The organism is Streptomyces sp. NPDC107498 (assembly GCF_055582805.1).
Genome location: NZ_JBVJPE010000002.1, coordinates 507,090 through 525,782, shown reverse-complemented (window position 1 = coordinate 525,782; position 18,693 = coordinate 507,090). Strand labels below are relative to the sequence as shown.

The following is an 18,693-nucleotide window of genomic DNA, read 5'->3' as shown; positions in this document are numbered from 1 at the left end:
TCCAGAGCAGAAGCGGAGAACACCCGATGCGCACCCACCCGGCCACTCCCGCCGAAGTCGACTCCTGGCTGACCGTCCTTCACCAGCGCGGCCACCTCCACCGTGCCCAGTCCGGCCCCGACACCACCTGGATCGTGCAACGCGAGCAGCACGATCGCCCCTGGACCCTGCACGACCCTGTCCTGGCCATGGACTGGGTCGAGGAACTCGTCCGCGAAATCCAGCAGCAGGACCCGGAGACGAGCCGGTGACCACCGACGACCCGGCGGTGACCACCGCCGGACAGCAGCGTGACCCCACGACGGCTCCTGGCGGAGCAAGCTATCGCGTACGACGGTCCTACGGCCCGTCGTACGCACTTGCCCCCGCCCAGGAGGGCGGGGGAAGCCCGGCTGGTTCCCGAGCGAGGGCGCTCGGGGACCAGCCGGGCAACCGGCACCGGGGGGCGCCGGTCACCGGGGGAGAAGCCGACCGCGACGACCACCGCGAGCAGCCGAGCCCGAGCACGCCCGCCTTCCCCGACCGCAAGCCGCGTCGCCGCAGCCGCAATCCGAGCGAGCGCACCCGCAAGACGACCACCCGCCTCTCCGACGACGAGAAGGCCGAGATCGTCGCCGCCGCCGCGCAGCGCGGCGTCACCGTCGCCCGCTTTCTCGCCGCCGCCGGCCTCGCCGCCGCCCGCGGTTCGACCGCCCTGCACAACAACGAACGACTCGACGCGGACATCGATGAACTCGCCGCCCTGCGTACCGCCCTGGCCCGGATCGGTAACAACATCAACCAGATCGCCTACGTCCACAACGCCGGCGGACAGCCCCGCCCCGGTGAACTCGACCACGCACTGAGCGTTCTGACCCGGTCCCTCGGCCGCCTCGACGACGCGGCGAACGACCTGGTGAACAGGCGGCTGTGATGGTTCCCGACATCGGACGCGGCTCGCGCACCCACGGACTTCTCGTCTACCTCTACGGCCCTGGTAGGCGTGAGGAGCACACCGACGCGCATCTTGTCGGCTCCTGGGACGGGTTCGCCCCCGACCCCGGCCGCGATACCGACCCGCGCGTCACCCTCGCGCGCCTCACCGCCGCCCTCGACCTCCGTGTCAAGCAGGCCGGCGACCGCGCGCCGGCCAAGCACGTGTGGCACTGCTCGGTCCGGACTGCCCCCGGCGACCGGCGGCTTTCCGACGAGGAGTGGAACGCGATCGCCCAGCGCATTGTCCACGCCACTGGCATCGCCCCGGACGGTGATGCTGACGGCTGCCGGTGGATCGCCGTCCGTCACGCAGAAGACCACATCCACATCGTCGCCACCCTGGTCCGCGGTGACCTGCGCAATCCCCGCCTCAACTACGACTTCAATAAGGCCCAGGCCGTTTGCCGGCGCATCGAGGAGGAGATGGGCCTGCGCCGCCTCAACGCCGGCGACGGCACCGCAGCGAAGAACCCCACCAGCGCCGAGAAGTTCAAGGCCGAACGCACCGGCCGCCCCGAGACCTCCCGCGAGACGCTCCGCGAAGCCGTCCGCCAGGCCGTCGCGGGAGCACACGGCGAGAAGGAGTTCTTCACCCGGCTCCGCGAGGCGGGCCTGCGCGTGAAAGTGCGCCACGCCCCGTCCGGTGACGCGCTCGGTTACAACGTGGCCCTGCCCGGCGACCGCAACCGCCACGGCGAACCGGTCTGGTACCCCGGCTCCAAGCTCGCTCCCGACCTGTCCCTTCCGAAGATCCGCCTCCGGCTCGCTGACGGAACCACCGAGCGGGCAACGCCCGCTGCCACCGACGGTCGGGACTGGTCCCCGCCCGCCCGAGGACGACGGAGCGCCACTGGGATCGCCGAGTGTGCCGCCATCCTCCTCGACAGCGACGACGACGAAGCCGCCGCCCAACTCGTCGGCGTCGGAGAACTCCTGGACGCGGTCGCCCAGACCTCCCCGGCCGCCACCCGCGCCGAGCTGGCTGCCGCCGCCCGAGCCTTCGAGCGGGCGACTCGCAGCCACGTCCGAGCAGAGCACGCCGACATCCGGGCGCTCCGTTCGGCCGCACGGGGCATCGTCCAGGCCGGCGGCGCACTTGGCCGGGGCGAGGACGGCGGCACCACCGCCATGCTCGTCTCCACCCTCGTCCTGGTCACCCTCGTCGCCGCCCGCTGGCACTCCGCCCGCGGGCACGCCCAGCAGGCCCACGCCTCCCGACAGGCCGCCGAGCACCTGCGCGCCGCCTACCGTCAGGCCGCCACCACGCCGATGCGGGTGCTGCACGATCAAGGCCGTGCCCTCCCCGAGGCTCAGCGCCGGACACACGAGGCCACCCTCCGCGCGGCTCTGCCGGAGCAGGGCCTACGAGTAGATGGCATGCTGATGAAGACCGACGCCCTGGTCGCCACCCTCGCGCAGGCCGAGCAGGCTGGCCACGACCCCGAGGCCCTCCTGCAACAGGCCATCGACATACGCGAACTCGACACCGCCGAGAACGTGAACGACGTCCTGGTCTGGCGCCTGCGCCGCCTCGCCCAGCTCCCCGCCCACCCGGGCGAAGCCCCCCGTCGCCCACAGGCCGGCACCCGCCCGACCAGGACATCGGCCAACCGCACCAGCGAACGGAACGCACCCACAGCGGCGCCCCGCCCTGCCGTCTCTGACCCACGTAGCCGCCCACCGCGCCGCTGATCAGTCCGTCCGGAAGGCCGGCCACCGGCTGACCGGACTCCACGAAATGCCTGGACAGCCGGTTCCACCTGCTGTTACGGATGAAAACAGGAAGCCCTCGACCGGGAGATGACGCTCGTGCCCAGAACCACCGACCGCACCACGGAGCCGGCACCCGCACTGCCCATCCTTCCCACAGGGGCCGACCCCCTGCTGCAACTTCAGTACGAGATGCACCCGGCCGATGGCCCCGGCGCAACGCGCTGCATCAGCCACGCCCACGAACTCGCCCTCGGCGGCATGCCCGTGATGTGCTCGGCCTGCAGGGCCCGACGCGACTGGCTGCTCATCAGCCACAGCCGCAACGTCTGGATTCGCTGCCGGTGCAGCAACCAGTGGATCGAACCCGAGATCAGCCGCGCCGACTTCGACGCCCTGATCGATGGTCCGGACGGGACGACCTATCCGAGCGTCGAGGAGGGGCTGGTCGCGCTCGGGTTCGACGGGAGTTTCGTTGGCGCTTACCTGAACTAGGGACTGCTCCTCTTGGGCGGAGAGCTGAGGGGTGGCGGAACGGATCTCGCCTCGGCGGAGATGGCCTCGGATCGTGCGAGACGAACACAAGGCCGTTAGCGTCGGATTTCTGCTGGCGGTGTCACCATCTGCCTGGAGAGCCGAGAGATGCGCGGTACCTGTCACCGCCATGACGGCGGTACGGCACGGGCGTTGATCTCGATGAGCCGAAGCGCCACCGTGATGACGAATTGGCGGCAGAAGTCGAATTCGGTTTGATCCGGATCGTAACCGGGCTCCACGGAGTAGTGGGGCTCTTCTCTGGCGGCACCGTAGGTGTAGCCTACGGCGGGTGTGAGCTGGGTGAAGCGCTGGTACTGATGGAAGTCCACACCTAGTGCCATCAGGCGCATGCCCTCTTGCAAGGCCCGGGTCACATCGCGTGTGTGCGTGTATTCCCGAGCGAGGGTTTCTGCGGCGCGGGTGGGTGCTCCCCTTCGCGCTGCGTGATCTGGCTGGTGTAGGACCGCTTGCACTTGGGTGCGTGTTAGGGAGTGCTGGGGCATCCGGTTGCCGAAGCTGTAGGCGGAAAGACCACGAGACGTCCCGGCGTCGTTGAATTGATCGGTCATGAGCTGATCGAAAGCGACAACCAGCGTGCCCATTGCCTCCAGGCGATTTCCTTCTGCGTCAAGCTGGGCTGCCCGTTTCAGGTGTGCGCGGGTCTGGTCGTGCCGGACGACTTCGGCAAGGTCGATGTCGTCGAGAGCAAGGCCGAAGACGCGAGGGGTATTTTCTTCGAAAAAGTGAGAAACATCGGCTTTTACGTTGTTGATGGCCTGGGGGCCTGGGAATCCAGCCGTGTGCTTGAACCCGTTACGTAGATCATTCAGACGTTTTATGCCGTACTGGCCTCGGAGTTCCACTCCGTCAGGGAAAACGCTGGGATGTAGGCCCTCGAAGAACCGTTTGATGAACGGGTCGCGATCCTTTAGTACGGCGCCGAGGTGCTCGGCCGTGACGATGAGGAACATCTCCACGGCGTCGTGAAAGGTCAACACGGAAGTGAAGGAAAGGGGCTCGGGCAAGAGAGACTGTTCAATGCCTTGGCGGTGCAGCAGCCGGATGAAGGCCAGGTTCTTCATGTTCTGAGGCGAGATCGGCTTACTGATGTCAGCGCTCCCTGAAGTTGATACCAGCGTTCCAAGATGATTGTGACCCGCGAGATTGCCTGGTGTCTCAGTTTTTACAGCAGAGCACCTGCGGTCAAGTCCCTTGCTTCGGTGGCGTTCCTGTGCGGCAGAGCCAGGCCGGACTGGCAAGTCAAGCTGCTCGGCTTTGCGGCATCAGGAATGAGGCTGTACCCGGTCAGAGGTGGGCGTGTAGGGTCAGTGGGGTGACCGCAGATGCTGCTCCTGACCCACGTCGTCTCGGGGTTCCTAAGGAAGTTGTGGATGAGGGCGCACGCACCCTGCGCCATGCCTCCAGATCCCTGGGAGAGTTCGTTGAGAGTCTCGCCGAGGGAGAATCAACCGGCGGAATGTCGCTGGCTGATGGCGACTGGGTCAGTTCCTCGCATCACCGATACCGCACGGCGCGCCGCCGACTTTGGGTGTGGGCGGGTTGGCATACGCAGCTCATCCTCGGCAACGTCCTCGACCACGTTCAGGCGATCCAGCGGACACTGGTGGGTGAACCTGTGGCCATATGGTCACTTGTCTCGCTCTCTCGCGTCGTGCAAGAGGGTGTCGTTCGGATGTGCCATCTCTATGAAGCTGCGATAAGCCCGGAACAGCGTGCAGTGCGCATCGCGGCCGCATGGCTTAACGGGGCGCGGCAGCATCAGACTGCGGCCAAAGACGTAGGTGTCGGAGCGATCCCGGAGGCGGACCGAATCTGGGATTTCGCCGAGCGCACTGTCCAACGCGCCGGGATCAGCATCGGTCTGGACCATAAGAACCGTCCGAACTCCGCCGTACTGGGCGCTGTGAAAGCACCGTTCGCGGTGAACCTCACCGACATCGCCACGAAGCGGCCAACCCACCTTCCAGCTTGGTACCGCATATCCTCTGCCGCATCTCACAGCACCGTGTGGATGGTGGCTCAAGCGTCCAGCTTCGATGAGGACGGCCAGCCGGTCATGCGTGCCGATCCGGAGATAGTGACAGCAACGGTTCTGGCCGTTCTGGGAGCGTTCGAAGACCTTGTCGAGACACTGGGGACGTACCACGGCAAGGATCCACAGCAGGCGCTGCATGTCATCCGTCGACGAACGGTCGCCGTCCTTGATCGCCAACGCAGATGGCGACAGAAAGCGGAGGAAGATACCCGGTTCCTCCTCGATGACGGACGCGTCCAACGACCCCGTGCATGAGAAAGTTTGACGTTATTCATGACGACCTGCAGAGGCTCCTAGAGCACGTGGTCGTCGGCCATTGTGTCCTCCTCATTCGCCGGGATGAGCGTACGCAACACGCGGCTGGGCGTACGCCAAGGCCGCCCCTGCCTGATCGGCGAGGGGCGGCCTTCTGAGGTTCTCAGTCAGACCTCGGCAAGGCGGTTCGAGAGGTCGAGGGCGTCGGTCGCGAACGCGAGGGCGGCGCACAGGCCGGTCACTTCGTGGAGGGTCGGGTGGACCAGGCGTGGCCAGTCGTCCGGGGCGGCGGGCCAGGAGGCGAGGTGTACCTCGGTGGTGGCCAGGCCCAGGTGGGCGGTGACGTTCCAACCGGGGCGAGAGGCGGGCTCCCAGCGAAGGCGAATGCGGCCGAAGGAGAGCTTCGGGGTTCTGGCGGCGAGCCACGTGACGTCGAGTGGGCCGTCGTGTCGGGTGGAAACGCGTTGGACCAGTGCGCCGCGTACGCCGTCTGGCATGGGATGTGCGGCGAGGCTGTGTAGCGGGAGGGTGTGCGACGAGATGGAGGCCTCCGGAGAGAAGGGAGATCAGGTCCAGGTGAGGGCGTCGCGTACCGACGTGGGCAGGTAATCCTCTTGGCCGTCGTCGGGGATGAACGCCTTGCCGTCCAGGACGACGACCCTGGTCCCCACGTAGTGGGTGAAGGGAAAGTCGGGGTTGACGGCGAGGCGGATCGGCAGGGCGGGATCGAGGTCCTGGAGCTGGCGGAGCAGGTGGCCGACGGTCAGGTACTGGGGCAAAGAATCCTCCGGAAGCGGTACGGGAAGAGACGGAGAGTCAGGGAGCGTCGAGATGGAGCAGGCCCTGGAGGACCTTCGGCCTGGGCCAGTGAGCGAGGACGGGGCTGGCCGGCCAGGAGGGCAGGACCCGAGAGCAGGTGCCGGTGAGCGGGGCGGACCGAGGGTGCAGCTCGATCGCCGCTTCAGCAGGGGGGAGTGGGCGACGAGGGCGGCTACGAACCCGGCCACCGCCTCGGCGGGGGTGTGGGTACCGAACTCCTGGACCCACGCGTCGCCTTCGGCGGGTTGCACCTGGACCCGCCAGACGATGTCGCGTGTCCAGGCGGCGGGGTCCTCGGGGAGCCAGCCGACGTAAGCGCTGCCGTCTGGGCTCGTCGCGTGGACGTTGGCCTCCGGGGTGTCGACGACCGTCCAGTTGAGGGCGTGGAGGAGTTCGAGGACCGGCGTGGCGCAGTGGTCAGAGGAGAGCCAGTGGCGGACTCCCACGGAGGGGCCGACGACGGCCGGCTGGAGGGTGACGGAGGCGTTCACGGTTGGACGATCCCTTCGTTGACCTGCGGTTTTTCCCGACACCCGTACGTTGACATGGGGCGTGCCGAAGTCCGTAGTCGTTTCCGGAGGTGCCCCGTCTGCCGTGGGCGAACTGATCAGGGGCAGACGCCCAGAACGCCGGCGGCACGGGAATGGAACGACGGCCGAGGTTGTCGTACTCGAGTTACGGCAGCGGGCCGTACGGGACCGAAGGGGGAGCAGGGATGAAGGAGTCGGGCAGACATTGGGACGGGGCCGGGTTGGAGCGCAAGATCCGTGCCGCCGGGCGGCCGTGGACCGTGGGTGACATCTCGATGGTTGCCGACGGCCAGTGGGGCGTCGGCGCGCAGTCCGACAGATGGCCGGACGAGGACACGGTGGTGGAGCGCCGGGTTGCGGAAGGCCGGTACATCGAGCTGACGGTGGAGGAGCTGGCCCGCGTGGTGGGGCCCACCGAGGACGCTCACCACGACGAAGACCTTGCCTGACCGTTCAGCGGCGTGGCCCCCGTGAGGGCGCCGACGGCCCGACGACAGCAGCAGGAACAGGCTGGTCGGGCACGTGGCCCGGGGTATGTGAAGCGAGCTCCGAGCGGGCGACAGCGGCCCGGGACAGGTTCGCCGCCGGCACCCGGTCCGCAGGCGAGGCGGCTTCGCGTGCTTCGACCACACGCCGGATCGCCTGCACGTACGCACCGCTCTCCGCGAGCGCGACGCGAAGGTCGGCCGCCGAGCTGGAGAGCCGGTCCAACTCGTAGAAGGCCAGCACATACCCAGGTCGGGGCATGGCGTGCAGACGATCCTGGTGAACGACCACCGCATTGTCGGTGATGGCCAGAGCCGTACGGATGTGCATGGCCGAGCGCAGGAGCGGGTCGTCGCAGGGGCGACGGACCGCGAGGACTTCCAGGACCTCGGTGGGCTGGTCCCAGGCTTTCTCGATCATGGAAGTGGCCTGGTCGAGCGCGGTGGTGTCGGGCATGAAGGAATTCCTGCTGTCTGGAGGGGCGGGGTGCGTCCGGGAAGGTCCGGCAGGGGTCAGCGGCTGTGCCGGGGAGCCGACGAAGCGGCCGGCGGCCGGGCTGCGGCTGCGGGCGCGAGAGTGCTCGACCGCTTCTGAGCCGAGGACGTGGTGCGGCTCTGGGCCGCCATCACGCGGAGGTCGGTTGCTGTCTGCGGAGTGCGCGCGGCACGGCGTACGGCCTCGGTGACAGCGGTGCGGCGTACGTCGAGCGGAGTCGGAGAGTGAGAGACCCGGGGATCGGCAGCCGCGCCGACTGGCGTCAGCGTGACCAGCGGCTCCATCTCGCGGTGGATCATGCGCCGTTCACGGACCACCGGGGCCGAACTCGCCATGATGGCCGCCGTCGCGGCGATCAGATGGGACGGAGTGCGGGCCGTGAACACCGCCTCCGCCCGCGTACCCCAGCCCCGGGGACCGGCCCACAGCATGACGGTCTCGGCGTCCCGTCCGCCGTGAAGGGTGTCGATCTCGACACCTGCCAGCCCGTCGGGAGCGGTGACCTCGACGGTTCCGTACGTGGCTGCCCCTCGGTGCCAGCCGGCATCGAGCAGCGGCTGGACGGCATCGGCCCAGTACAGCGACGGGTCCGCCAGGAAGCGTCCGTTGTTCTCGTACGGGTCGGATTTGGCGTAGTCGCGGGCCAGGGCGGTGGTGAGGCCGACGACGATCTCGGCCGGGGTGACGTGGTTGAAGGTCGCCGTCCAGCGGGGCGTGGCGACGGCTTCCTCGGCTGCGGTGATCCTCCACAGCTCGAAGTCGTCGCCGAACCAGCCGATCCGGATCCGCTGGTCGGGAGAGGTGACGAAGAGCTGGCAGGGGCCGTCGTCGAGATAGTGGTGCGGCCAGTGGGCCACGGGGGCGAAGCCGGCGTCTCCGGTCCCGTTGGAGCCGGCGAGATACATGGGGCTGACCAGTACCTCTTCGTGGCGGGACGGGTCGGCAAGGGCGGACATGGTCGAAGCTCCAGGCGCGTGTGGGAGGAGGGGAATGCGCCCGCGTGCGCAGCGCGGTGAACGGCCGGAGCACACGCGGACGCGGACGCTGTGGCGATGGCGGGGTGCCTCTGGTTCTCGGCGCCACCCAGATCACCTGACCCGTCCTGGGGCTGACGGAGCGGTCGCGGACGCCGGTACCCGCGATTGAGGCTGGGGAGCATGGCTGAACAGGGCGCTCGGCACGGCAGCGCTCCGGCGCAGGGCTGCTGCGGTCCGCGCGCCGTCCGACCCCAACGGGACGCCGGGGTGGGTCCGCTGGGGCATCGTGACGGAAGCGGGCGGCGACAGGACCCGCTGCGTGGCCAAGGGGGTGCTCCAGTGCTCGACGGTCGCGTAGACGGGACCGAGCGCCTGGCCGGCATTGGTCAGCACGTAGGGGTCGCCGTGGCGCGGGCCCGTGCGGGTGACCAGGCCGTCGGCCTGAAGCCGGCGGAGCCGATGCTGGGTGAAACTGACGTCCAGGCCGACGCCTTCGGCGATGTGGACGAACCGCATCGGGCCGCCCACGTCGAGGACCTGGATCATGGCGGTGGAGTGCCGCAGCCGCAGACGCTGAACGGCGTCCTCCACACGTTCGGCTTCGGCCATCGCGCCGGGCGACAGATAGTGCCGAGACCATTCGGCCAAGGTGCGGTGCACGTGCATCAGGGACTCGCCGAGGGCGCTGAGCCGGTACGGAGCCCCGTGGCGCTTGTCGGTTCGGGTGACCAGTCCGTCGGCGTGCATGGCGGCCAGCCGCTTGCCGACCAGTTGCTCGCTGACGAAGGGGAGCCTGGCGGCGACATCCCGCACCCGCATGGGACGGCCCTCCTGGGCCATGGTCATCACCGACCAGGTCGTCCACTTGGGTCCCATCAGAGAGAACGCGTCCTCGATGCGCTGGGCGTCGAACGAACCGATTGGAAAGGCGGAGGGCCGGTCGGGCGTATCGCGCAGGTTCATTCGGTCGCCTCCATCCGGGCGAGCAGGGAACGGACCAGAGTGGGCAGTCCCCCTGGTTCGCCGCCGGTCCAGATGTGGTCGGCCGCCTCGTCGAGGACGTACGCGGCGTCTTCGAGCAGGCCGCTGGAGATCTCCATGCAGGCATCGGTGATCCGGGAGGCTGCGAGCAGCGACTGGGAGAGCACGTCGACGTAGTCGCCCGGCGGGAGCCCGGCGGCCTCGGCCGCGGTGCGGATCGCCGCCAGCTCCAGCGCGCTGAAGGTGAAGCCGAACCCGTCTTCCTGCTCGGCGTCTTCGGTCGCAGCGAAGGCCAGGTCCCGCGGTTCCGCAGGGATACCCACGCGGGTGCAAATCTGGTCGACGGCGGTGGTCAGCTCGGCGAGGGACTCGGTGAGCCAGCCCAGCGCGGAGGCGTAGGAGGCCAGGGTGAACAGACCCATCGGCGTGGCGGGACGCGGCTCGTCGGCCATGAACTCTTCGAGACGGTCGGTCAGTTCGCCCACCACGTGCGGACCGGCGGACAGCGCGCCCAGTACGGGGTGCAGATAGGAGCGGCCGGCGACCGTCGGGTACTCGGCGGCGAGGATTCCGGAGACGCTCTGCGCGGCCTCGGTGAGGAGGCCGGCCAGATCGGTACGGGACAGCGGGGCGCGGTCGGCGGTCATCGCTGGGGGAACCTTCGGGAGGCGGCGGCTGTGGAGTGGGCCATTACGGGAGGAGCTGCCGCGGAGGCCGTCGGGCGGCCGGCCGCAAGGGAAGAGCGGGACCGAGCGGCCTGGACGCGGGCCTCGTCGGCGGAGGCCGTCTCGGAGACCTGCTGAGGGGCGGTGCGCAGGTGGGCCGATCGGTAGACTGCGTAGTCCTTCCTGCTTCCGGCGGCGACGAGGTAGACCTCGCGCTTGTGGTTCGAGGTCGGTGGGGCCGGGCGGAACTGGATGACTAGCCGATAGGCGACGGAGGGGTCGACGTAGACCTTGTGGAAGCCGGCGAGGCGGCCCTTCAACGGCAGGCAGTCGTCACTTCCGTGGACCAGGTTCTGCAGTTCCAGCAGTGCCAAGTCGCGGATCTCATCGGGAAGTTCCCGAAGGTCGGCGATGGCGTCAGGGTGTGCGGCGAAGGCGAAGCGGGCACGGCTCACAGCAGCCTCCCCTGTACCGGACGACGGGCCGGTCCCGCCGGAGGCGTACGGGGGGCGCCGAGGTCGGCCTTCGGCGCCGCGGAGGCACCGGCCGACCGGGCGAGGGCGATGCGGGCGACGCGGGCCCGGACGACGGCACCGTTGTGATCGCTGTACTCCGGTGGTTCCGGCAGCGGGCCGCTGCGATCGTCCAACCAGGCGCGGGCGGCGCTGATGTCGGTGAAGGCGCCCTCGCGCATCGTGTAGGTGCCAGCGCCGTGGTCCCACTCTTCGTGGAAGACCCGAATCGGTGCGTCGTCGGCGCGGGAGTCGCGCGTCAGCGTCCACGTCTCGCACGGGTCGGAGTCCGAGGTGTGGTTGTCGAGGACCTCGTACCGGGCGCCCGACTCACGGATCTGCCGTTCGACCCACACTGTGAGGTCGTCGGCGGGCTTCAAGGAGCCGCCGTGGATCTTGGCGATCTTCTCGGGCGGGCAGCCGCACTCGACCAGCCACGCTTGGGCGAAGGACACCGTGGCGTGGTGGCTCGTCTCCAGGGTGTACGTGAACCGGGTCAGGTCCCGGGCGACGGCGATCGCCATCACCTGAGGAGCGCCGGGTATTCCCCACGTGGCCGACTGGTCGTGGGCGACGACGAAGCTGTGGGAGCCGTTGGGCGTGGTGTGGTGCTGGGACAGCGCCATCAGGTCACCGGACCAGAACCTCTCCACCGCCTCCTCGGACGCGGCATCGGCGGGGGCGAGCTCGTCGAGATCGAAATCGAAGGCGAAGTCGAAGCTGTCGTTCTTCATGCCGCCACCCCCGACGGCTGAGGGGCGGGGGTGACCAGCACCCGGTGGTTGGGGCGGGTCGGGCTCGTCGTGCACGCGGCGAACGGACCGTCCGGGGCGCGGAGGTGCACCAGCGCCTGGTCCAGGTGGTCGCGGTGCCAGGTCGACGGACCAGCCAGGCCGGCCTCGGTGTCGGTGAGCTGCTGCCACGCGAGCCAGAGGGCGTGCAGCCGGGCCACGGCTTCCGGATGCTCGTGCCACTGCGCGCACCACGGACGCGTCGTGCTGATCTCCCGGCCGTACACCGGCAGGAAGAGGTGGTTCACCCAGTTGCTAAGGGCGGCGAGTTCGACGGCGTATGCCTCGCCGCCCAGCGCGAGGATAAACACCGAGGTGGGGCCGTCGGCCTTCTCGGGGCCGGCCGCCCCGGCTGCCGGAGCGCCGTCCGTCTGCTGGTCGGCAGTGGGTACGGGATCGGGCTCGGAGCCGAGGCGGTCGAGGATGACGCCGTGGCGCCTGACCTCCGCGATGGTCTTGGCGAGGGCGCTGGCGAGATCGTCGAGGTCTTCGTCGGAGACCCGGAACGGCTCGGGACCGGAGCCGGGGGCGGGGGTGGTCGGGCTGGTGTCGGACATGAGAGCGTGCTCCATCTGTGAGACGGCGACATGCCCGAGAGGATGCGGAGAATCCGTGGTTTGGCCCGGCCGGGAAAACCCGGTAGGGAGCCGCTACCCGGTCGCGCAGCGAGGACAGTGCGGGAACGGTGGCGCCAGCAACTGCAGAGCCTCAGCGGCCTGTTGGGGGACGACACCGTTGCCGAGCGCGGTGAGCTGCGCCGGGCGTCCGAGTCCCGGGGTGGCGGTGACCCAGCCGGCGTCGAGGCCCTGCATCCACTCGACGAAGTCGGCACGGATCCGACCGGCCGCGTCCGTGGGCGCCGGCGCGGGGCGGGTGAGTGTCTCCCATCGGGCGATGGCGGCTGCGTACGGTCCCCATCGCCGCTCGCCTCCTCGGCTTCCGGGGATGGCTCCGCCCACAGCGGCAGGACCACCGCCGAAAGGGGAGGGCGCCATCCCTTGCCGGGGCGGCGGCCCGGGGTGCCCGTGTCGCTGGCCCGGGGTGTGGGCAAGAGCGAGGCCGCCGCACTGGGCAGGGTCATGTCCCCGTTGCCGTGCCGCTGGTTGGGCGAGCCCTTGATCCCGTCCGACGCCTTCGGGGTCGGCAGGAGGAGCCACTCGACCTCGTCGGCCAGGTTCGGACCGTGGCCCCCGTTCTTCCTCTTGGCCGGGTGCTGGGAGCCGCCGTTCGTGCCGATGTTGCTGGTCGGCGTCTTGAGCAGGGTCGCCGGCGGGCCAGGCCGTGAGGAAGGTCCGTTCGCGCCGGTGCGGGGCTCCGACGTCGGAGGCGCGAAGCACGAGCCATTTCGCGTCGTACCGGAGGTCGGCCAGGGATCCGAGTACGGCACCGAGTGCCCGCAGAGGAGGCTGACCTGCGGTGTCTCCCAGACACCACGGGCAGGGTTCCACGTCGCCAGGGGAACCGGCGGGGGAGGTGAGGAGGCCGCGCACATTCTCGATCACTACCAAGCAGGGTCGGAGGGCCTCGACCGCACGGGCGACGTGCAGCCATAGCCCCGATCGGGTCTGGGGGTTGAGTCCGGCCCGGCGGCCGGCGACCGAGACGTCTTTGACAGGGGAAGCCGGCCGTCAGGACGCACACGTGGGGGACGGTGGACCAGTCGACGGTCGTGATGTCGCCCAGGTTGGGGACGTCGGGCCAGTGGTGGGCCAGGATGCGCGAGGCGTTCGGATCGACCTCCGCGTGCCAGGCCAGGGTGCCGCCGAGAGCGGACTGCACGCCCAGGTCCAGGCCGCCGTACCCGGAGCAGAGCGACCCGATCAGCGGAGGGCTGGAGCCGATGGCGGGCATGTCACCGGCCCCGTACGGTCCGGGGCGCGAGAGCCGTCGCCGGTGCCGGTGCTGCGGGGGTAGCTGGTATGGCCTCGTACACGGTGGTGGTCCGGCCGAGGGCGGCCCGGAGCCGCCTCGACGGCGGCGAGACCGCCGTCGAGGCGGCGTGCAGGGAGTCGGCCGCCTCCCGCAGGGCTGTGTCCGCCGTCCCGAGCGCCTCGTCGATCACCCGCCCCGCCGCCTCCCGGGCATCCCGGCTGTCGGGCCGGTCGTGCAGGTGCTCGGTCCGTTCCAGGAACGCGAGCTGCTGGGCCACTTCCCCGAGGGCGGACGCCGCTTCACCGGCGGGCCGTACGGCGGCGGAGAAGCTGGAGACGGCCAGTGAAGTGCGCGAACTGTGTTCCCTGTCGGCGGTGCGGAAGAGGACCTCGTCGCCCAGCTCGGTGATCAGTTTGCCGAGTTCGGAGATCTGCTGGGCGACGGCGACGCTGCTGGGGAGGCGGTGAGGGTCGCCGGGGACCGGGAGCTTGCCGCGCTGGGCGTCGAAGGCCGAGGCCGTGGCACGTATGGCCAGGGCGTCGGCGAGAGGGTTCGTAGTCACGATGAATTCCTGTACGTGAGGACGAGCGGTGGACAGGGGTGTCAGCTGTGGTTGCGCGAGGGCGGACGTGCGGCGGTCGGGGTGGGATCGGGGCCGAGCCGGCCCGGTGGAGACGGGGCGGCGCGCGGCGTGCTGCGGGTGAGGGCCGCCTGTACCCGCGCTGCCGACGGCCCGCTCGGGGAAGGAGCGGTGGTTGGCGCCCGTGAAGCCGGCTGGCCGTGCGCGGTCTGCCAACGGGCGCGGACCTCGTCCAGCGGGCCGAGCGCGTGCAGGGCGTGGTTGATGAGCCGCCCGGGGGCCAGGACCTCGTCCTCGGCCAGGGTGCGGACGGCGAGGGCGGAGGCGGCGGCGGTGCGCGTGAGGGAGGAGCGCATCACCTGCTTGCCGAGCCACTCGGCGTCGCCGGCCCCCACGCCGTCGCAGATGGCGGCGAACCGGTCTTCCGACAGCGTGCCGTCGGCGAGTAGGCCGCGCCGCTGGGCCTCCCAGAGCAGGGTGATCCGGTCGATGGGCTCGCCCCGGTGGTGCAGCGCCCCGAGGCACCGGTAGAGCTGCCCGTGGACCGGGTCGGCGAAGTCGCCCGGACGCAGCCAGTCCACCACCTCGCCCATGGCCCCCGGCCGCTCGACGAGGACGGCCAGAAGGAACTCCTCGTCCTCGCTAATCCGATCGGCCTGCGCCGGCGGAAGGGTAGGAGGGTCGGGGGCCTGCGATGTCGCGGGCGCGACAGGGCGCGGTTCGGTGCCCCACCGCCGTGCGAGATCGGTGAGCACCCCCGTCAGGACGTCCGCGTGGTGCAGCGCTCCCTCGACCTCGCCTCGCACAGCGCCCGCGCGAGCCTCCTGGTGAAGGCGGATCGCGTGCTGGGTGACGGTGCGGTGGATCGCTCCCTCCAGCACCATGCGGCCGTACACCGGAGCGTGCGCCGGACGCGGACAGGCCGAGACCAAGAGATGGGCGTACGACGCGGTCAATCCCCGGACATGGAGGTCGGCCTCGGCGACCGTGTCGGTCAACCACGACAGCGGCACCGGTCCCTCGCCGTCTACCGCGGGGTGGCCATCGCCTCGGAGCTTGCGCAGCGCGGCGAACAGCGCCTGGTGGACCGGCCGGTAGAAGTGATCCGGCGCGAGCCACTCCAGGTGCGAGAGCTGGCCCGGGTCGAGCAGCACCGCGCCGAGGACCGCCTGCTCGGCCTTCAGCAGCGGGTTCATCGACGACCTCGCAACTTGGAAGTGGACGGCTCACTCGGCCGGGCACACAGATCGGCGACCGCACGATCGGCAGCGGCTACCGCCTCGGCGAAGCCGTCCAGCACGGTGGCGAAGGAGGGATCGACGACGGGAACCGACCCGGCATCGCCGACCAGCCACCACCGGCCCTCGTGCAGGACGGCCGGTGACTGCGCCAGCCGCGCGGAACGCGGCGTCGGCGCGCTCATGCCGACAGCCCGAAGTCGTCGTGGCCGACGGTCTTCGCCAGGGCCCGCTCGGTGATCGCCTTCGTGGCGCGGGCGGAGGCCGGCCCGACCATCTTGGCAGAGGGCTCCTGGTACCAGGGCCGGATGGAGAGCATAGCGATCCGCAGACCGGTGGCCAGCAGCAGCACCTTGCCCTTGGGCAGGGCGCGGATCGCGTCGGGCGGCAGGATCCGCTCGGTGCGCATGCTCACCGAGGTGGACTTGCCGCTCTCGCTCGTGGAGACCGAGACGGTCTGGACGTCGTGGTCGCCGACCTGGCGGCTGAGGCGGTCGGCGAAGTCGGCGTCGTCGATGCCCGATCCGACGATCTTGACGGTGGCGGCGGACCAGAGGGCGTCCATCCCGGCCTCGCCCCAGCACCGCTGGCCCTGCCGGTAGGACTGCAGGATCGTCATCGGGATGACACCCCGGCTGCCCAAGTGCGAGTACAAGTCCGGGAGGTCGCTGATGCGGCACACGTTCGCCGCCTCGTCGAGGACGCACAGGGCGGGCGGGTCAAGCCGTCCGCCGGAGCGCTCGGCGACCATCACGGCCGCGCGCATCACGGCGTCGGCCGCCGCCGCGATGATCGCCGACGCGCTACCGCCGCCGTCCTTGCTCAGCAGGTACAGCGTGTCGCGGGAGGTGGCGAAGGCGAGGGGCTTGAACTCGGGGAGGTCCTTGCTCGGGGTGACCCAGGCGACGACCTCCGGGTCGAGCAGGCAGCTCGCGTACTGCCGCGCCGTCTCGTAGATGCCGTCGCGGGTCTCGGTAGCGCCGGAGACGGTGCCCTGGAGCTGGGCGGCGACCGCGTCGTGGCCGGCCTCGGTGAGCAGGTCAACCGGGGTCCGGTCGGCGGGGGAGGCGAGCCAGGCCAGCACGTCGGTGATCGGCCGCCGGTGGCTCGCGGCGGCCAGGAACAGGGCGCCGAGCGTGTTGGATGCGGCGGTGGACCAGAAGTCGGAGCCGCTCGACTCGTCCACGCTCGCCGCGACGAAGTGCCCGGCCAATCGCTTGGCCCCGGCAAGGTCGCGGGCGTCGGCGAGGATGTCCCACCACATCTCGCGCGGGTGGTGGGCGATCTGCTGGGGGTCGAGTGTCCAGACCGTGCCGACCTCGGCACGGGCGTCCACCGTGGCGGTGAACGCGTCGTTCGCCGCCTTGTTGGAGGTGAGCAGCACCGGGCCGGGAGCCGCGAGGATCGCTGGGATCGCCAGTCCGGAGGTCTTCCCGCTTCGCGGGGCCATGATCGCGACGATCACGTCCTCCCAGGAAGCGCGGACACCGGCGCGACCGGGGTCAAGAGTGCCGAGCAGGATGCCGCGGTCGGCGGGAGCGACCTCTTTTGCCCTCCCGGCCGCTCAGGGAGGGCCGCAGGCTCTTGGCCTTGGCGGTGATCTCCTTGTCCAGCAGCGGCGCCAGGTCACCCTTGCGGGCGAGACCGGTCTTGGCACCGGAGCACCAGCGCAGCCACAGCACCAGGCCAGTGGTGATCAGTGCCAGGGTGAGTAGGCCGGGCACGACGCGGACGCCGACCAGCAGCGCGGTGGTACTGAGGGCCGGCCACAACACCTCGGGGTGCAGCAGGGAGTCGGTGGCGCGGAACGGGGCCCACGGGCCGCTTCCGACGAGGGAGTTTGTGAGGTTGCCGGTGAGCCAGGCGAGGGAGCCGAAGAGCATGGCGGCGCCGAGGACGCCGAACAGGAGACAGAGGAGCGCGTCGGATCCGGTGGTGGTCGACGGCGCATTGGTGCGCGGGGAAGGCACAGGTGGTTCCTTGGGGTGCGAGCGGGCGGGGCGGGGCGCGCTCGGCTCTCGTGCAGGTCACGGGCCAGCTCCTTGCGGATCGAACGGAACACTTCATCGGGAGCGGGGGGTGGGGTGTGCCGCGGAAGGGGGCGGCGCGGTGGACGGCGGGGCACTGGTGCCGGTGTTGGTCTCAGCCGCCACGGGGGAGACCTGGCGGGCAGCGGCCAGCCGTCGGGCCTCGGGATCGATGGCCTCTCCGATGTAGCCGATGGCCAGGGACGGGTCGATCGCGACGCGGTACCCCAGGTCGGCCAGCATGCTCGCGGCAGAGGTGGGGGCGAGCTGCCGGTCCGGGCCGACGATGTGCGAGGCGAGGCTGTAGGAGGCGGGATCGCCCGGGTCGCCTGGGGCGGCGAACCCATAGGAGCGCAGGATGCGGTGGGCTGATTCGGGCAGGCCGGTCCGGCAGTCGGCCCAGACCAAGTCATCGGCCCAGGGGAAGATTTCGACGTCGGTGCCGTAGGTGTCGGCGAGGTTGGCCATGGAGGGCCCTTCTGGAGAGCGGAGCGGTGGGGTGCGCGCCGGGACTTCTTCGGTGCCGGGCGGCGACGACGGTTGTCGGCGGCCGGTCTGCCGCGTGGCAGCACGGGCGGCATGACGGCGATCGGCGTCCGGATCGCGGGCGGGAGGCTCTGCGGCGACCGGGCCGGTGCCGAGGACGTCGTCGAGCAGTTCCCGGGTCCGCAGGACGTTGACCCTCTCGTGGTTCCGGGGGTCGGTCCGTTCGGCAGGGCACGCGGCGATCCCGTCCTCGGCGGCTGCCAGCTGCGCCTGAACGTCCTGGAGCATGACGTGGGCGGCGGCCAGTCGCGTCCAGGTCTCGAAGACGGGATTGTGGTGCGGGTCGCCGAACGCCAGACGGACACGGGTCCAGTCGGCGGCAGCGGCGACGAGTTCGGTCAGCCGAGGCAGAGCCCCGACCAGCACACCGTTGACCTCCTCGATGATCCCCGCCACCTCTTTGGGCGTTGCGTCCTCGGTGAGACGGGCGATCATCCCGGGGACGGAGTACGGGTCGGCGGAAGCGCTGGGCAGGTGTCCGACCCGCGGCGGCTTGTCGGAGCTGGGTGCCACGCTGCGGTGTGCGAGCCGGATGTTGTGCTGCATCGCGGCGCCGATGGCCTCGCCGATGCTGGAGTAGAACTCGGGCACGGTTCCTCCGTGAGTTGGTGGTGCTGCCTGGCCAGGCCGGGTGGAGCACG

General features: G+C 70.2%; 20 protein-coding genes and 3 pseudogenes. 6 read left to right on the top strand and 17 right to left on the bottom strand.

Annotation, left to right across the window (positions count from 1 at the left end):
- Positions 1-26: 26 nt before the first annotated feature.
- From ACZ66Z_RS05555 to ACZ66Z_RS05540, 4 genes are all read left to right on the top strand, one after another.
- Positions 27-251 carry a hypothetical protein gene (locus tag ACZ66Z_RS05555; RefSeq protein WP_469932694.1) on the top strand — a complete coding sequence of 75 codons (225 nt, stop codon included), beginning with the start codon at positions 27-29 and terminating at the stop codon, positions 249-251.
- Positions 248-913, top strand: a complete 666-nt coding sequence (locus ACZ66Z_RS05550; protein WP_469932693.1) for a plasmid mobilization protein — start codon at positions 248-250, stop codon at positions 911-913. The genes ACZ66Z_RS05555 and ACZ66Z_RS05550 overlap by 4 nt, the downstream gene beginning before the upstream one ends.
- Positions 913-2,667, top strand: coding sequence for a relaxase/mobilization nuclease domain-containing protein (locus tag ACZ66Z_RS05545; RefSeq protein ID WP_469932692.1), 1,755 nt, complete (start codon positions 913-915; stop codon positions 2,665-2,667). The genes ACZ66Z_RS05550 and ACZ66Z_RS05545 overlap by 1 nt, the downstream gene beginning before the upstream one ends.
- A 108-nt stretch (positions 2,668-2,775) precedes the next feature.
- Entirely contained in the window at positions 2,776-3,180 is a 405-nt protein-coding gene (locus tag ACZ66Z_RS05540) for a hypothetical protein (protein WP_469932691.1), read from the top strand.
- Between the two features lie 161 nt (positions 3,181-3,341).
- Here the strand turns inward: ACZ66Z_RS05540 and ACZ66Z_RS05535 are convergent, their stop codons facing one another.
- Positions 3,342-4,304: a hypothetical protein gene (locus ACZ66Z_RS05535; RefSeq protein WP_469932690.1), complete on the bottom strand. Its 963-nt coding sequence runs from the start codon at positions 4,302-4,304 to the stop codon at positions 3,342-3,344.
- Between the two features lie 251 nt (positions 4,305-4,555).
- On the opposite strand from ACZ66Z_RS05535, the gene ACZ66Z_RS05530 reads away from it, so the two are divergent.
- On the top strand, positions 4,556-5,533 hold the full coding sequence (locus tag ACZ66Z_RS05530) for a hypothetical protein (RefSeq protein ID WP_469932689.1): 978 nt from the start codon (positions 4,556-4,558) through the stop codon (positions 5,531-5,533).
- A gap of 167 nt (positions 5,534-5,700) precedes the next feature.
- Here ACZ66Z_RS05530 and ACZ66Z_RS05525 read toward each other — a convergent pair whose 3' ends face one another.
- Both ACZ66Z_RS05525 and ACZ66Z_RS05520 read right to left on the bottom strand, forming a co-directional pair.
- Entirely contained in the window at positions 5,701-6,030 is a 330-nt protein-coding gene (locus tag ACZ66Z_RS05525; RefSeq protein ID WP_469932688.1) for an esterase, read from the bottom strand.
- Between the two features lie 69 nt (positions 6,031-6,099).
- Positions 6,100-6,843 carry an SPDY domain-containing protein gene (locus ACZ66Z_RS05520; RefSeq protein ID WP_469932687.1) on the bottom strand — a complete coding sequence of 248 codons (744 nt, stop codon included), beginning with the start codon at positions 6,841-6,843 and terminating at the stop codon, positions 6,100-6,102.
- A gap of 224 nt (positions 6,844-7,067) precedes the next feature.
- Here ACZ66Z_RS05520 and ACZ66Z_RS05515 point away from each other — a divergent pair, with 224 nt between their 5' ends.
- A complete protein-coding gene (locus ACZ66Z_RS05515; protein WP_469932686.1) occupies positions 7,068-7,331 on the top strand; it encodes a hypothetical protein in 264 nt (87 codons plus the stop codon).
- A gap of 4 nt (positions 7,332-7,335) precedes the next feature.
- Here the strand turns inward: ACZ66Z_RS05515 and ACZ66Z_RS05510 are convergent, their stop codons facing one another.
- The 14 genes and pseudogenes from ACZ66Z_RS05510 to ACZ66Z_RS05445 form a co-directional block, all read right to left on the bottom strand.
- Positions 7,336-7,824 carry a hypothetical protein gene (locus ACZ66Z_RS05510; protein ID WP_469932685.1) on the bottom strand — a complete coding sequence of 163 codons (489 nt, stop codon included), beginning with the start codon at positions 7,822-7,824 and terminating at the stop codon, positions 7,336-7,338.
- A gap of 56 nt (positions 7,825-7,880) precedes the next feature.
- Complete coding sequence (locus ACZ66Z_RS05505; protein ID WP_469932684.1) at positions 7,881-8,819, bottom strand: SPDY domain-containing protein; 939 nt, start codon at positions 8,817-8,819, stop codon at positions 7,881-7,883.
- A 132-nt stretch (positions 8,820-8,951) separates the two neighbouring features.
- Positions 8,952-9,803 carry a winged helix-turn-helix transcriptional regulator gene (locus ACZ66Z_RS05500; protein ID WP_469932683.1) on the bottom strand — a complete coding sequence of 284 codons (852 nt, stop codon included), beginning with the start codon at positions 9,801-9,803 and terminating at the stop codon, positions 8,952-8,954.
- Positions 9,800-10,468, bottom strand: a complete 669-nt coding sequence (locus ACZ66Z_RS05495) for a hypothetical protein (RefSeq protein ID WP_469932682.1) — start codon at positions 10,466-10,468, stop codon at positions 9,800-9,802. The genes ACZ66Z_RS05500 and ACZ66Z_RS05495 overlap by 4 nt, the downstream gene beginning before the upstream one ends.
- Positions 10,465-10,941 (bottom strand): hypothetical protein, encoded by a 477-nt coding sequence (locus ACZ66Z_RS05490; protein WP_469932681.1) that lies wholly within the window; start codon positions 10,939-10,941, stop codon positions 10,465-10,467. Before ACZ66Z_RS05490 ends, ACZ66Z_RS05495 begins: the two co-directional genes overlap by 4 nt.
- A complete protein-coding gene (locus ACZ66Z_RS05485; RefSeq protein WP_469932680.1) occupies positions 10,938-11,732 on the bottom strand; it encodes a glycosyl hydrolase in 795 nt (264 codons plus the stop codon). Before ACZ66Z_RS05485 ends, ACZ66Z_RS05490 begins: the two co-directional genes overlap by 4 nt.
- Positions 11,729-12,346 carry a DUF4913 domain-containing protein gene (locus ACZ66Z_RS05480; protein ID WP_469932679.1) on the bottom strand — a complete coding sequence of 206 codons (618 nt, stop codon included), beginning with the start codon at positions 12,344-12,346 and terminating at the stop codon, positions 11,729-11,731. Before ACZ66Z_RS05480 ends, ACZ66Z_RS05485 begins: the two co-directional genes overlap by 4 nt.
- Positions 12,347-12,439: 93 nt before the next feature.
- Positions 12,440-13,345, bottom strand: a pseudogene (locus ACZ66Z_RS05475) (DNA cytosine methyltransferase); the annotation flags it as partial.
- A 121-nt stretch (positions 13,346-13,466) separates the two neighbouring features.
- Positions 13,467-13,640: pseudogene (locus ACZ66Z_RS05470) on the bottom strand (DNA cytosine methyltransferase); the annotation flags it as partial.
- A 1-nt stretch (position 13,641) separates the two neighbouring features.
- Positions 13,642-14,223, bottom strand: a complete 582-nt coding sequence (locus ACZ66Z_RS05465) for a hypothetical protein (RefSeq protein WP_469932678.1) — start codon at positions 14,221-14,223, stop codon at positions 13,642-13,644.
- 41 nt (positions 14,224-14,264) lie between these two features.
- Positions 14,265-15,437 carry a DnaB-like helicase N-terminal domain-containing protein gene (locus tag ACZ66Z_RS05460; RefSeq protein ID WP_469932677.1) on the bottom strand — a complete coding sequence of 391 codons (1,173 nt, stop codon included), beginning with the start codon at positions 15,435-15,437 and terminating at the stop codon, positions 14,265-14,267.
- Positions 15,434-15,664 carry a hypothetical protein gene (locus ACZ66Z_RS05455; protein WP_469932676.1) on the bottom strand — a complete coding sequence of 77 codons (231 nt, stop codon included), beginning with the start codon at positions 15,662-15,664 and terminating at the stop codon, positions 15,434-15,436. Before ACZ66Z_RS05455 ends, ACZ66Z_RS05460 begins: the two co-directional genes overlap by 4 nt.
- Positions 15,661-17,449: pseudogene (locus ACZ66Z_RS05450) on the bottom strand (type IV secretory system conjugative DNA transfer family protein). Before ACZ66Z_RS05450 ends, ACZ66Z_RS05455 begins: the two are co-directional and overlap by 4 nt.
- Before the next feature lie 93 nt (positions 17,450-17,542).
- Entirely contained in the window at positions 17,543-18,643 is a 1,101-nt protein-coding gene (locus ACZ66Z_RS05445; protein ID WP_469932675.1) for a hypothetical protein, read from the bottom strand.
- Between the last annotated feature and the right edge of the window lie 50 nt (positions 18,644-18,693).